This window comes from Rhizobium sp. AN73, from assembly GCF_030757975.1.
GTDB classification, from domain to species: Bacteria; Pseudomonadota; Alphaproteobacteria; order Rhizobiales; family Rhizobiaceae; genus Agrobacterium; species Agrobacterium arsenijevicii.
Genome location: NZ_JARWME010000001.1, coordinates 207,454 through 220,471, shown reverse-complemented (window position 1 = coordinate 220,471; position 13,018 = coordinate 207,454). Strand labels below are relative to the sequence as shown.

Here is a 13,018-nt window from a genome sequence, read left to right as displayed (position 1 = left end):
CTCATTTCGCCCTTCCAAGAAGGCCGCGCGGAAACAGCGTGATGATCACGATGACCGCCAGATAGAAGAAGAATTCGCCATATTCCGGGGCAAGATACCGCCCGGTCGTCTCGATGGCGCCAAGCAGCAGACAGGCGATCAGCGCGCCGGGGATCGAGCCTGCGCCGCCGACGGATACGACCACCAGGAAGGTGACCATGTAGCGCAGCGCATAATAGGGCTCGACCGGCAGCAATTCCGCGCCGATGACGCCGCCCATGGCGGCAAGGCCGACGGCGATGGCAAAGCTTACGGCATAGATGACCTCGGTGCGCACGCCGAGTGCCGCTGCCATCGCGGCATTGTCCACCGCCGCTCGCAGCTTGATGCCGAAGGCGGTCTTTTCGAAGGTGAACCAGAGGGCACCCGCCACGACGAGGCCGCTGATAATGGCGAAGATGCGGTGGGTGGCAATGGTGCGGAAGCCTAAATCGGTAGGCCCTGCCAGTTGTTGCGGCAGCGGGATGGTTTTCAGCGTCGGGCCGAACACGAAATTGGCGATGCCGATGATGCAGAAGGTGATGCCGATGGTCATCAGCACCTGCGTCAGTTCGGGGGCGCCATAAATGCGCCGATAAAGGAACCGCTCGAGCGGTATGGCGATCACGATGGTGCCGACAATCGCGACAAGGATCGCGGCCGCATAACCAAGGCCGAGGCCATGGGCGGCATAGGAGGCGAGATAACCGCCGATCATGGCGAAGGCGCCGTGGGCCAGATTGACCACCCGCATCAGCCCCATCGTTACCGAAAGGCCGATGGAGATGATGAAAAGCACCATGCCATAGGCAAGCGCATCGACAAGGATGCTGAAGACCGTCTGCATGTTCGAAAGCTCCTCCCGATGCGATTGCACCCGTGCCGGAACCGCCCGCAAAGGCGGCTCCGCCTGTTCACACCCTGCCGTTTACTTAGCGGCGGCGAGGCCCGGATCGCCCTGTTTTTCGAAAGTCTGGACTTCCTTGTTGTAATAATTGCCGTCATCGCCCTTGGCGACTTCGCGCAGATAGATGTTCTGCGTGATATGACGGCTTTGCGGATCGATGCTGACAGGGCCGCGCGGGCTTGTCCAGGAAAGACCCTTTACGGCTTCGACTGCCTTTTCCGCATCCTGCTTGCCGCCGGTCGCCTCGATCATCTTGCTGATGACATACATGCCGTCAAACGCGCCGACCGAGGGGAAGGACAATTCCTTGGGATTGCCGATCGCCTTGGATGCGGCCTCCACGAAGGTCTTGTTCTCAGGGGAATCATGCGAGACGGCATAATGGAAGGTCGTCTGCATGCCGAGTGCTGCTTCGCCGAGCGCCGGCAGGTCGGATTCCTGTGTCAGATCGCCCGGCGCAAACAGCTTGATGCCTGACGATTTCAGGCCGTTATCGTTAAAGGCCTTCACGAAGCCGAGCGTTGTCGGGCCTGACGGAAGGAAGGCGAAGACGCCTTGCGCGCCGGAATCCTTCACGCGCTGCATGATCGGGCTGAAATCATTGGTGGAAAGCGGCATGCGGATGCTTTCCACGACCTCGCCGCCGGCGGCGGTGAAGGCCGCCTTGAAGGCATTCTCCGCATCGACGCCCGGACCGTAATCGCTGACCAGCGAAATGACCTTCTTGACGCCGCCATCAAAAGCCACCTTGGCGATGGGCGTGGATGTCTGCCATGTCGTGAACGAGGTGCGCACCACATAGGGGCTTTTGGTGACGATGGCCGAGGTGGCGGCATTCATGATGACCATCGGCACATTGCCCTGTTTCAGGAGCGGCGTGACGGCCATGGCGTCAGGGGTGAAATAGAAGCCGGCCAGATATTGCACGCCTTCCTTCACCACCAGCTCCTGCGCCAGCGCCTTGGATTGCGCAGGGTCGGCCTGCGGCACATCGCGATAAACGACCTCGATCGTGTCACTGCCGACCTTGTTGCCGTGAAGCGCAAACCAGGCGTCGATACCGGCCTTGAAGTTCTTGCCCTGCAGCGCGAAGGGGCCGGAGAACGGGCCGACTACGCCGACCTTGATCGTATCGGCATAAGCAACGGAACTGAAGCAGATGGCCGCGATTGCGGCGGTGATCCGTAGTTTCATGATTTCCTCCCAATTGATCCGTGGCTCCCTCCACCGATCCAGTCAGCCAGACTGGTAAGTGCGATGGTCAAAGTAAAATGAAAAAATGAGGGCGATAAATAACCTGATGGTTATCAATTCCCGTCCGCCGTGTCTTTCCCATGCGAGATCGCACAATAGTGATCATCCCGTGATTCTCAATGTGCAGTGCTGCCGCAGCCATCATGACTGGTGTCGTCTCGGCACGCAGCATCGAAAATGTCCTGTTATGAAAACCGGTCTCGGCGACACACCACGAAAATGAGGGTCATGCCCGCGCAAGCCACGTGCCTTAACCAGTTCTAAGGGGATTATTCGTAGTCTCCCGAAGCATATTTGAATTTCATTTGGTGTCTTGATGGGCGAATATCAGAATAAAGCCGTTGAGCTTATGCGAAATCGCGTCGGCGAAAGTATACTCAATAACAAGATCGAGCGCCGCGAAGCTTTTCTCCGCAAGGCGCTGGCGCTGTATCACGTCATGGGCGGTACGGCGGAGGGCATTCAGGCGGCGACGAAGGATGTTGCAAACCTGGCCCCACCCACCGTCGATGTGGCTGTCGGTGACGTGATGCATGAACTGGCAGCAATCGGGCACGTTGCCGATCTCGATATTATTCAGGCGGGTTATAACAAGCTGGACGCTGCGAATTTGCATATTCTGAGCAAAGGCAAGAAGCTTTTGCAGAAACAGCGGGAAAAAAAGCTCGCCGCCGCGCCTGCGCCGGCGAAGTAAACCTCTCCGTCAAGCGACAGGACAGCGGCGCATACCCCACGCAGAAGTTGGGGCATGCGCGTTGGTTGGCCTCAAGTGACGATTGGAATCCAGATTTCCACCATTCCTCGCCCCGTTTGTGGATCGAAACGCCGGTCGTACATTTCGAAATCGGGGGAATGCGCGGTTTTGAACCCGCCGTCGGGCAAGGTCTTGTTCCAGATCGTATAAACCGTCTTGGGAAGATCCGAGATATGGCCATTATGCGCAAAGACCGCGTAGGACTGCGCCGGCACCTCGACGTAATCCATGCCGGGCGTTTTCTTCATCGCCTTGAGGCCGGCGAGATATGTGCAGTTTCCAGCGTCATCGGCAACGCTGCATACACCGTAGGCTGCGCCGGAAACCGCCGCTTCGACTTCGTTTTCGCGCGCATTGAAGGCTTGCCACAACGCGGGAATACTGCCGTTGTTCTCCAGTGAGCACGGTGTGCTGAGACCGACCACCATGAAGGCATCGCGGTAACGTATTTCCGGTGCCTGGACTTCGACAAACATGTCTTTCTTCATTTTGAAAGGCTCCATCAGATCAAGAGACGAGGTTGATCGCGCCTTGCGAACGATACTCGGTAATATGTTGAAATAATTCGCAAAGGCTCGTGTGAATGCCTCATGGGACCCGTATCCCGCACCGAGCGCGACGGTGAGGATGTCTGCATCGTAACGCACGATGGTTTTTGCTGCCTCGGATAGTCGGCGCGCCCGGACATAGGACATGATCGACAGGCCGGTCGCGAGCTGAAACAGCCGGCACATGTGATGTGTGCTGATCGCACAGCGGTCGGACAGGGCTGTCAATGTCAGGTTTTTATGCAGATCGGTTTCGATCTGCCAGATGAGCTTGTCCAGAGCGGGCATGGGGTCTCCTGTGGTTCACGCCCGCATCATGCAAAACCGCTCCACCTTATGCTTGATCGGATTTGACTTGTTGTTCCGGCTTGGCGAAGATTCGACGTTACGCCGTTTCGAGCGCGAAAATATCCTGCCAGGCGTCATAGGCGGAAAGGACCGTTTCCATCTGCGCCGTGTGGCCGGAGATGAAGTTCTCGCCATAGATCGTCTGGTCCGGATATTCGGTAATCAGCGTCATCGGTGCGACTGGGCGGTCGTCGACGGACGGCAGGCACGGAAAACCGTTGATGAAGCGGAAACCGGTTTCCCCGGCATGGATTTCATAAAGAGCGATTTGGCGGTTGTTGTGGTCGATGAGACCCGGAATGGTGCCGAGATGGCGGGTGACCCGTTCCAGCAGCGCTTCCGCCTGCCTTTCCCAGCCGGTGTGGTAGCGCATGATGAGGAAGAAGCCCTTCGGCAGGGTCCACATGTCGAAATTGCGCGGCACATAACCCGAAAGCGGCCGGGTCCATTCGTGGGAGGGATAACCGTGCAGGTTCAGATGCAGGCTGGCACCGCTCAACGCCTGCGCCTGGAAACGGATTTCTTTCTCGTTGATATGGCCACCCGAACTTTCCCGCGTGCGATATTCCAGATCGTCGCCAAGCGCCGTGTAACGCGCCGCGTGGTGCATGTGGCGCGGATTATCGGCCCGCAACCGCTGGTGAACCGCATAACCATCCGGGTTTTCCAGCGGCGAAACGGTGAAATGTGCACCCCGTCTTTGCCGAAGCTGTCGTGCCGCCCGGATGGCGCCGACCATGCCGGTGGTCTCATTGGGATGCTGGCCGCCGCTGATCATCACGGCGGCATCGCTGCCTGCGACGTAACGGGCGGAAAGAACACGGCCGGAGCGTGAGCGTGCCTCGAACGCCTCGCCGCCGATTTCCGCCAGCAACTGCTTGATTTGACCGGCGGCCACGGGTTCGCTGGCGGTATCGATTGGCTGGTCGGCGCCATCAAGGAAGGCGGTGGTGAGTGATCGGGTCTCGATACGGACGGAAACCTCGCCGTCGCTCTTGACGATTTCCGGAACGATCTGGCCGGGTTTCAGGCCCCGATCTCCAAGCGGGCGGCCGGATTTCTTCTGGAAAAATTCCAGCAGGGAGAAATAGAGATCCTCATGCAGTGCTTCGCGAAGGCTGACGACCTCGTTGCCAAGCGGCAGGTCGATGTCTTCAGCCGGATAGGCGATGCGGATGTTCAGTTCCTCGAAATAGGGCTCGTCATTGCCCCAGTCATGGTGGGCAATCGCGTGGATCGCAGCCTCGAAAAGACGTTCGTAATCCGTCTCCAGCCGTTCGCCAACCTCATCCCCGGCAAGCCGGAACCAGCCGGTCGAGGAGACATTGGTTTCGTCGACGATATCGGTGTGAACGCGGTTCGGCGCGAGAACCTTGAGGCTCTGTGTTCCCTCGGCACGATGGAGCGTCACGTCATAATGGAAGGCACCGTCGTTGCGGGCGGTAAAGTCTATCTTCGTATCGCCGACCAGTGCCGCCAGCGGATAGGCTTCCAGCCGGAAACGGTTGGCGGGCGTGTTCGGGTGAACCGGGTAAAATACCTCTATGGCCTCGACGCCATGAAGATCGATTTCTTCGAGAAAGGCGAACAGCAGCGGCTTGTAGGCGCTGCGGATGCGGGCGCTGACGCCCTTTTGCTTCAGCCTGTTTTCGGCCTCGCGACGGCTTATCGGATCGTCGAAGGTCCATGCTTCGAAGGACTGGCCGGGTTTCGCATGGGCGACGAGTTCATCCAGACGGCGCTCGAAAGACTGTTCGAAAACTCTGCTCATCGCGATCCCTTGAGATTCTGCCGGTGACGCGGAGGTCGGAATTCAGCGTCACCAGACTTTGAGAAACTCAGAGGTTACAGAATATCACGATCGTTCCCAACCCAAAGATTTCACCCCGCGACTATTCCTTCGGCATGCCGATCGGTGGGGCCAGACGCCGTTGCGCGGCGATGCGGAACGGGGCGTTCATTGCGCCATAACCGCTATATGCGCCGCGTCTTTCGATGATTTCGAAGAAGAAACCTTCGCCGAAGGTGCGGCTGTATATCTGGAAATATTCACCATTGTCGTCGCGGTCATAGAGGATACTCGCCTCCCGCAGCGCATCGGAGAATTCCGGCTCCAGCCCGAAACGGGCCTCCAGATCGTCGTAATAATTGCGCGAGATCGGTAGCGCATGAAAACCACGCGCCTGCATCGCTTTTGCGGTGGCGAAAATATCGTCGGTGGCAAAGGCGATGTGCTGGATGCTGGTACCGAAGCCCTCGGCCAGAAATTTTCCGGCAAAGGTCTTTCGGTTGTCGGCGCCGTTCATGGTCAGACGGAAATTCGGGGAGGGAACGCTTTCTATGGCCTGGCTGCGCACCAGACCGCCGGGATCGACGACATCCACCATCGGCGTGCGGCGTGTCGAGAACAGCGATGTGTAGAACAGAAGCCAGGTCAGCATTTCGTCGTAATGCGTTGTTTGCGCGAGATGATCGATGCGGGTCAGGTGGGCATCGCCCGCCGACGTCTTCGCCTCTACCGGCGCGAATTCGTTGTCCCATATAGAGGCGAGCGCCGTTGAACCGTCGAGGAAATAGATGACGCCGTTGCCCACGCCCTGAATGGCCGGAACGGCGACCTCGCCCAATTTGCGCGGTTCGGCGAAGGTCGGCGCGCCAAGTGCTGCCGCACGCGCAAGTGCCGCCTGCGCATCATCGACCTTCAGGCCGAATGCATAGGCATTGGTGCCGTGGATGGAATAGGACGCGCCGGCGAAACTCTCGTCGTTGCCGCCGGTATTGATGACGATGCGGATATCGCCCTGCGTGTAAAGATCGACGTCGCGATTGCGGTGGCGGGCGGTTTTTTCAAAACCGAGCGTGGCGAGCAGCGCTTCCAGATTGGCCTTTTCTTCCGGTGCGGTGGTGAATTCGACGAATTCTACCCCTTGCGTCTGCACCCGTTCGGGCATGGCCGGCACATCGATGCGGATATCCGGCTCGAGACGGCGCACCTGATCCATGAGGTTGACCAGCGAACGATGGCCATCTTCTGCCAGCAGGCGGGCCGAGCCGCCGCGGAACTGGTCGTTGAAGATTTCGAGCGACAGCGGGCCGCTATAACCGGTTGCAGCGACAGCGCGCATGAAGTCCACCACCGGCAGGTCGCCTTCGCCCGGCATGTTGCGGAAATGGCGGCTCCAGTACAGCAGGTCCATGTCGATCAGCGGCGCATCGGCCAGCTGCACGATGAAAATCTTGTCGCCGGGAATGGAGCGGATGGAGTTGGGATCGATCTTGCGCGACAGCGTGTGGAAACTGTCGAGGATGATGCCGACATTGGCGTGGTCGGCGCGGCGCACCACTTCCCATGCATCACGGTGATCGCTGATGTGGCGGCCCCAGGCCAGCGCCTCGTAACCGACGCGCACGCCGTGTTTGGCCGCTAGCTCGCCAAGTTCATGGAAATCGGCGGCGGCGCGGTCTATGCCGCCCAGCGACACCGGCGAGACATTCGAGCAGATCAGCATCAGATCGGTGCCGAGTTCGCCCATGATGTCGAATTTGCGCCCGGCGCGCTCGAAGTTGCGGGTGCGGTGCGGTTCCGGCATGCCTTCGAAATCGCGGAACGGCTGGAAAAGGGTGATATCCAGCCCGTGATCCGCCGCCATGGCCTTAACTTCGCGCGGCGAGGCGTCGTAAGTCAGGAAATCGTTCTCGAAAATCTCGACGCCGGTGAAGCCGGCCTTGGCGATGGCCGCCAGTTTTTCGGGGAATTCGCCGCTGATGGAGACGGTGGCGATGGATGTACGCATTGGCACGCCCTGTTTGCCTGTGTCATAGCTCGCCATATTGCGTTCCTTTTCAGCGTTATGTACTAATTGGTTAATAATAAGGGTGCGGCGGCAAGCCGTATACCCTGCTGATGGATGGATCATGACAAAAAGCGCAACTTCGAACGGCACCACCGAAACCCGGCAGGCGAAGCGCGATCCGGAAGGGGTGCGCCGCGATATTCTTTCCGTCGCGATGGAGGAATTTTCGCAAAACGGTCTGTCGGGTGCGCGCATCGATGAGATCGCCGCCCGAACGCGCACGTCCAAGCGGATGATCTATTATTATTTTACCGACAAGGAAGGGCTTTACCAGCACGTTCTTGAGGAAGCCTATGCCAAGGTGCGCGGCGGCGAGAGCGATCTGGAGCTTGACGACATGGCGCCGATCGCGGCGCTCGACAAGCTCTGTCGGTTCACCTTCGACCATCACCGTCGCAACCCGGCTTTCATCCGCATGGTGATGATTGAGAACATTCATCACGGCCGACACATGCAATCGTCCGGAACGATCCGCCAGCTCAACCGGCCGGCCATCGATGCCCTGGAAGGCGTGCTGTTGCGCGGCCAGAAAGCCGGCATCTTCCGCGAGGGCATCAACGCGCTTGAACTGCACTGGCAGATCAGCGCGCTGTCGTTTTTCAACGTTTCGAACGTCGCGACCTTCTCGTTCATCTTCGGCGACGGCCTGTTTACCGAGAACGGTCAGGAGACATTGTCGCAGCACGTCAGCGACATGGTGTTGCGTTATGTGCTGAGCCCCGACCATATCACGACGATCGGGAAAGACGGCCAATGAGGTGGCTGAGCGCCACCCCGTAACCTTCGATGCCGAGACCGGCGATCACGCCTTCGGCGCGCGTCGAGACGTAGGAATGGTGGCGGAAGATTTCGCGTTTGTGGATGTTGGAGATGTGAACCTCGATCACCGGCGCCTCGAAGGCATTGAGCGCATCGAGGATCGCCACCGAAGTATGGGTGAAGGCGCCGGGATTGATGACGATGCCCGCCGATGTGCCGCGGGCCGCGTGGATCCAGTCGATCAGCTCATATTCCCGGTTGCTCTGGGCGAAGAATATCTCGTGGCCCGCGGCCTCGGCAATCTTGCGACAGCTGGCTTCCACATCGGCCATCGTCTCGTAACCGTAGATTTCCGGCTGGCGCTGGCCGAGCAGGTTGAGGTTCGGCCCGTTGAGGATGGTGAAAAGGCTCATGCCACACCCTCGGCCATGCAAATTTCGGTGAAATGCGCCGTCATGCGCTCGGCGTCCGGTTCGCGGCCGCAGAACAGGCGAAACGCGCCGACCGCCTGAAACACGGTCATGCCGCCGCCGGGCAAGGTGCGACAGCCCTTTTTCGCTGCCGTTGCCAAAAGCTCGGTCACGAGCGGCATATAGACGATGTCAGCCACCCAGTGCCGCTGTTCGAGCAGATCTGCATCCACCGGCATGCCGGGATGGGCGGGCATGCCCATCGGTGTGGCGTGGATCAGCCCGTCCGCGAAGGGCAGGGACTCCGCCGGGTCTTTGACGGCAAAGGCATGACCCTCGCCGAAACGGGCATTGAGTTCGGCCGCCAGACGCTCGGCGCGGCCGAAATCGCGGTCGCAGATATCGAGATGGCTGATACCGAGCTTCAGCGCCGCATGGGCGACCGCAACGCCTGCACCGCCGGCGCCGACCAGCAGCGCCCGGTCGCGTTTCGCATCCGGCAGGCCACGCATGAAGCTTTCGTAAAAACCGTACCAGTCCGTATTGTGTCCAATGCGGCGTCCGTCCTTGAAGACAACGGTATTTACCGCGCCGAGCATGCGGGCATCGTCGGACAGTTCATGCAGATGCGGAAGGACCGCCTGCTTGAAGGGATGGGTGATGTTGGTGCCGGCAAAACCGCGCGTTTCCAGTTCGTTGAGCAGATCGGGAAGGGCGCTTTCCGGCAGGTTGCGTGCCACGACGTCGACAAGCTCATAGGAATAATCGAGGCCGTGGGCCGCCCCTTCGCGCATGTGCAGCGCGGGAGATTTGGAAAGCTGGATATCGGCGCCAATCAGGGCAACCTTGTAGGATATTGTGTCTGTCATGATCAGGTCATCGCTCATCGAACATGGTGGGAGAGGCGGGGGCGACCCCACCTGCCTGTCGGCTCTGGAAAACCTCAGTGGTGGGCGAGAATCTCGCCGAGGAACGTGCGGGTACGCTGGTGCTTGGGATCGCGGAAGAACTCTTCCGGCGGGCCTTCTTCGATGATCTCGCCTTCCGACATGAAGACCACGCGGTCGGCGACCTGCCGGGCAAAGCCCATCTCATGGGTGACGCAGATCATCGTCATGCCGTCGCGGGCAAGTCCGATCATCGTGTCGAGCACTTCCTTCACCATTTCCGGATCGAGCGCCGAAGTCGGCTCATCGAACAGCATGGCCTTAGGTTCCATGCAGAGCGCGCGGGCGATTGCTGCGCGCTGCTGTTGGCCGCCGGAAAGCTGTGCCGGGTACTTGTCGGCCTGATTGAGAATGCGCACGCGCTCCAGATATTTGCGCGCGGTGGCTTCCGCGTCGGCTTTCGACAGGCCCTTCACCCGCATGGGCGCCAGCGTGCAGTTTTCCATGATGGTCTTGTGCGGGAAGAGGTTGAAGCTCTGGAACACCATGCCCACTTCGCGGCGAACCGCATCGATGGCGCGGCTGGAATCCGAAAGCGTGGTGCCCTCGACCGTGATCTTGCCCTCCTGGATTTCCTCCAGATGGTTGATGCAGCGAATAAGGGTGGATTTTCCCGAACCGGACGGGCCGCAAAGAACGATTTTTTCGCCTTTGCGAACCGTCATGTTGACGCCTTTAAGCGCATGGAAGGCTCCATACCACTTTCCAACCCCTTCAAGGGCGATCAGCGGAGCCTGTGCGGCGGAGGATTGCGACATGGAACTTTCCTTCATGCTTTGCAGCAGCGTTTAGTTGACGGTGTAGGGAATGTCAGGAAGCGAGGCCGGGAACTCCGGAACCGGGCGCTTCATCCATTTGGCATAGACTTTTGCGAGCTCGCCATTGGCCTTGGCTTTGTCGAGCCAAGCGTTGAGTGCCTCGTTCCAGTCCTTTTCACCGGGGCGCGTGGCGGCGCTGTTGTAGAGGGTCACGAGATCGAACTTCACCTCGTAATCCTTGCCACCGGCCGCCGAGAGACGGTCGCCATAGAACTGGTTGCCGCCGATCGCCTCGATCTGGCCCGACAGGATCGCCTGAATGGTGGCGGCGTCATCGTCGAAGCGTAGAATTTTGGCCTTGGTGCCGGTACCTGCGGTCAGTGCCGTATCCATCGGACTGGATTTCGGCGCGCCGACCGTCATGCCCGTAAGATCGTCGAAGTTGGCGATCTTCTTGTCTTTCGTGGCATAAACCGACATGACGTTATGCGCGTAGGGCTGCGCATATTGTACATTCTTTGCGCGCTCCGGCGTCATTCCCATCGACGCGAACAGGGCGTCGACCTTGCCGGTGCGAAGCGACGGGATGCGGTTGGCGACTGCGAGCGGCACGAATTCCACTTTCAGCCCGAGATAGTCCGCGAACCCCCTGGCCAGATCGGCATCGTAGCCTTCCTGAACACCGGTGGAGTTGATGAAGCCCCAGGGCGCGTTGTCACCCTGAATGCCGACGATGATCTTGCCGCTGGATTTTGCTTCTTCCAGCGTTCTGGCTTCTGCGCCTGCGGGCGTCAGGATTGGCAGCAAAGCTGCTGCCAATCCGACTGCAAGCGCTGTGCGCCAAGCTGTCTGTTTCCTAAAGATTCCCATTGGTTACTCCTCCCAATCTCAGCCTCTTCCGATCCTTCACTTCACGGTGAAAGGAATATCCGGCAGGCTTTCCGGGAAAGCGGGAACTTCGCGCTTCATCCACTTGTCGTAGATTTTGGCGAGCTGGCCGTCCGACTTGATCTTGTCGAGGAAGGCGTTGACGGTCTCGTTCCAGTCCTTTTCACCCGGACGGGTGCCGGCGCCGTTGTAAAGCGTCGTCAGGTCGAACTTCGGCTCGTATTTGCCTTCGGCTGCCTTGGTCAGGCGGTCGCCATAAAACTGGTTGCCACCGACGACATCGACCTGGCCGGAAATCAGCGCCTGAATGTTGGCGGCGTCATCGTCAAAACGCAGGATTTTGGCCTTGGAGCCTGCACCGGCGGTGATCGCCGTATCCATGGCGCTGGACTTCGGAACGCCGACGGAAACGCCGGTCAGATCGTCGTAACCAGCGATCTTCTTGTCCTTCGGGCCGTAGACGGAAAGCACGTTACCGGCATAGGGCTTGGAATACTGGATGGTCTTGGCGCGCTCGGCGGTCATGCCCATGGTTGCGAAAAGCAGGTCGACCTTGCCCGTCAGAAGGGCCGGAATACGGTTTGCCACGGCAAGTGGCACGAACTCCACCTTGACGCCGAGATATTCGGCAAAAGCCTTGCCGATATCGGCATCGAGGCCGTCCTGAACGCCGGTGGAATTGACGAAGCCCCATGGCGAATTGTCGCCCTGGATGCCGATCACGACCTTGCCCTTGGCCTTGGCCTCATCGACCGTGCCGGCGAAAGCATCGACCGGTGCGATAAAGGGCAGGGCGACGGTTGCTGCGGCGAGCGCGAGCAGTGCGCGACGTGAGAATTTAGGGTTGGATTTCATCTTTGGCTCCTCCTTACAAAGCTGATGACATGTTGTTGATAATCAACGGGTTGGTGACGATTAGCGAGAAGCTGCCTGCAGCCGCTTCTCGACGCCGGCGCCCCACAAAGAAAGCGGCCAGCAGATCAGGAAATACATGATGCCGACGATGGCAAAGACCGTCAGTGGACGGAACGTCTGGTTGGAGACGATCTGGCCGGCGCGGGACAGTTCGACGAAACCGACGATGGCGGCAAGCGACGTGCCCTTGATGAGCTGCACCAGAAAACCGATGGTGGCGGGCAGCGAAATCTTGAAGGCCTGCGGCAGGATGACGTCCTTCATTCGCGAGATGTAATGCAGGCCGAGCGCGTTGGCGGCTTCGGTCTGACCCTTTGGCACCGCCTGGATGCCGCCGCGCCAGATTTCACCCAGAAAGGCGCTGGCATGCAGCGTGAATGCGATGGCAACCGCAATCCAGGCATCGACATTGAGGCCGGCTAGCGCAACGCCGTAATAAACAACGAAGAGCTGCATCAGGAGCGGTGTGCCCTGGAAAACCGCGATGAAGCCGGTACTGGCGCGTTGGATCGCCGGGCTTTCGGCAACGCGGCCAAGCGCCACGCAAAGGCCGAAAATGCCGCCGCCGATGAAGCCGATCAGGGTCAGCGCAAGGGTCCATTTAAGGCCTTGCAGCAGGAAGAAGAGTTCGTTGGGACCGATGGATGCCATTGTCTTT

13 protein-coding genes are annotated in these 13,018 nt (G+C 59.4%); 2 read left to right on the top strand and 11 right to left on the bottom strand.

Annotated elements, in window-relative coordinates; all coding sequences use genetic code 11:
- Position 1: 1 nt before the first annotated feature.
- Complete coding sequence (locus RBH10_RS00920; protein ID WP_281039278.1) at positions 2–865, bottom strand: branched-chain amino acid ABC transporter permease; 864 nt, start codon at positions 863–865, stop codon at positions 2–4.
- Positions 866–946: 81 nt separating this feature from the next.
- Entirely contained in the window at positions 947–2,119 is a 1,173-nt protein-coding gene (locus RBH10_RS00915; protein ID WP_281039277.1) for an ABC transporter substrate-binding protein, read from the bottom strand.
- 376 nt (positions 2,120–2,495) lie between these two features.
- Between RBH10_RS00915 and RBH10_RS00910 the strand changes: the two genes are divergently transcribed.
- Entirely contained in the window at positions 2,496–2,873 is a 378-nt protein-coding gene (locus RBH10_RS00910; RefSeq protein ID WP_281039276.1) for a hypothetical protein, read from the top strand.
- A gap of 71 nt (positions 2,874–2,944) precedes the next feature.
- On the opposite strand, the gene RBH10_RS00905 is transcribed toward RBH10_RS00910, so the two are convergent.
- The 3 genes from RBH10_RS00905 to RBH10_RS00895 form a co-directional block, all read right to left on the bottom strand.
- Positions 2,945–3,769, bottom strand: coding sequence for an AraC family transcriptional regulator (locus RBH10_RS00905; protein WP_281039275.1), 825 nt, complete (start codon positions 3,767–3,769; stop codon positions 2,945–2,947).
- Between the two features lie 97 nt (positions 3,770–3,866).
- The gene (locus RBH10_RS00900; RefSeq protein WP_281039274.1) at positions 3,867–5,600 is read right to left on the bottom strand and encodes a peptidase M14; all 1,734 of its coding nucleotides are present in this window, start codon (positions 5,598–5,600) and stop codon (positions 3,867–3,869) included.
- Between the two features lie 121 nt (positions 5,601–5,721).
- Entirely contained in the window at positions 5,722–7,623 is a 1,902-nt protein-coding gene (locus RBH10_RS00895; RefSeq protein ID WP_281039327.1) for a bifunctional sugar phosphate isomerase/epimerase/4-hydroxyphenylpyruvate dioxygenase family protein, read from the bottom strand.
- Positions 7,624–7,744: 121 nt separating this feature from the next.
- On the opposite strand from RBH10_RS00895, the gene RBH10_RS00890 reads away from it, so the two are divergent.
- A complete protein-coding gene (locus tag RBH10_RS00890) occupies positions 7,745–8,440 on the top strand; it encodes a TetR family transcriptional regulator (protein ID WP_281039273.1) in 696 nt (231 codons plus the stop codon).
- On the opposite strand, the gene aroQ is transcribed toward RBH10_RS00890, so the two are convergent.
- The 6 genes from aroQ to RBH10_RS00860 form a co-directional block, all read right to left on the bottom strand.
- Complete coding sequence (aroQ, locus tag RBH10_RS00885; RefSeq protein WP_281039272.1) at positions 8,412–8,855, bottom strand: type II 3-dehydroquinate dehydratase; 444 nt, start codon at positions 8,853–8,855, stop codon at positions 8,412–8,414. The genes RBH10_RS00890 and aroQ overlap by 29 nt on opposite strands.
- On the bottom strand, positions 8,852–9,721 hold the full coding sequence (locus tag RBH10_RS00880; protein ID WP_281039271.1) for a shikimate dehydrogenase: 870 nt from the start codon (positions 9,719–9,721) through the stop codon (positions 8,852–8,854). Before RBH10_RS00880 ends, aroQ begins: the two co-directional genes overlap by 4 nt.
- 74 nt (positions 9,722–9,795) lie before the next feature.
- The gene (locus RBH10_RS00875) at positions 9,796–10,557 is read right to left on the bottom strand and encodes an amino acid ABC transporter ATP-binding protein (protein WP_006316555.1); all 762 of its coding nucleotides are present in this window, start codon (positions 10,555–10,557) and stop codon (positions 9,796–9,798) included.
- A gap of 30 nt (positions 10,558–10,587) precedes the next feature.
- Entirely contained in the window at positions 10,588–11,427 is an 840-nt protein-coding gene (locus RBH10_RS00870) for a transporter substrate-binding domain-containing protein (protein WP_281039270.1), read from the bottom strand.
- Between the two features lie 36 nt (positions 11,428–11,463).
- Positions 11,464–12,300 (bottom strand): transporter substrate-binding domain-containing protein, encoded by an 837-nt coding sequence (locus RBH10_RS00865; protein ID WP_045022347.1) that lies wholly within the window; start codon positions 12,298–12,300, stop codon positions 11,464–11,466.
- Positions 12,301–12,360: 60 nt separating this feature from the next.
- Positions 12,361–13,011, bottom strand: coding sequence for an amino acid ABC transporter permease (locus RBH10_RS00860; protein WP_045022346.1), 651 nt, complete (start codon positions 13,009–13,011; stop codon positions 12,361–12,363).
- Between the last annotated feature and the right edge of the window lie 7 nt (positions 13,012–13,018).

Coding starts and splice junctions, on each gene's coding strand:
- RBH10_RS00920 (WP_281039278.1), bottom strand. CDS start 865: ATGCAGACGGTCTTCAGCATCCTTGTCGATGCGCTTGCCTATGGCATG.
- RBH10_RS00915 (WP_281039277.1), bottom strand. CDS start 2,119: ATGAAACTACGGATCACCGCCGCAATCGCGGCCATCTGCTTCAGTTCC.
- RBH10_RS00910 (WP_281039276.1), top strand. CDS start 2,496: ATGGGCGAATATCAGAATAAAGCCGTTGAGCTTATGCGAAATCGCGTC.
- RBH10_RS00905 (WP_281039275.1), bottom strand. CDS start 3,769: ATGCCCGCTCTGGACAAGCTCATCTGGCAGATCGAAACCGATCTGCAT.
- RBH10_RS00900 (WP_281039274.1), bottom strand. CDS start 5,600: ATGAGCAGAGTTTTCGAACAGTCTTTCGAGCGCCGTCTGGATGAACTC.
- RBH10_RS00895 (WP_281039327.1), bottom strand. CDS start 7,623: ATGCGTACATCCATCGCCACCGTCTCCATCAGCGGCGAATTCCCCGAA.
- RBH10_RS00890 (WP_281039273.1), top strand. CDS start 7,745: ATGACAAAAAGCGCAACTTCGAACGGCACCACCGAAACCCGGCAGGCG.
- aroQ (WP_281039272.1), bottom strand. CDS start 8,855: ATGAGCCTTTTCACCATCCTCAACGGGCCGAACCTCAACCTGCTCGGC.
- RBH10_RS00880 (WP_281039271.1), bottom strand. CDS start 9,721: ATGACAGACACAATATCCTACAAGGTTGCCCTGATTGGCGCCGATATC.
- RBH10_RS00875 (WP_006316555.1), bottom strand. CDS start 10,557: ATGTCGCAATCCTCCGCCGCACAGGCTCCGCTGATCGCCCTTGAAGGG.
- RBH10_RS00870 (WP_281039270.1), bottom strand. CDS start 11,427: ATGGGAATCTTTAGGAAACAGACAGCTTGGCGCACAGCGCTTGCAGTC.
- RBH10_RS00865 (WP_045022347.1), bottom strand. CDS start 12,300: ATGAAATCCAACCCTAAATTCTCACGTCGCGCACTGCTCGCGCTCGCC.
- RBH10_RS00860 (WP_045022346.1), bottom strand. CDS start 13,011: ATGGCATCCATCGGTCCCAACGAACTCTTCTTCCTGCTGCAAGGCCTT.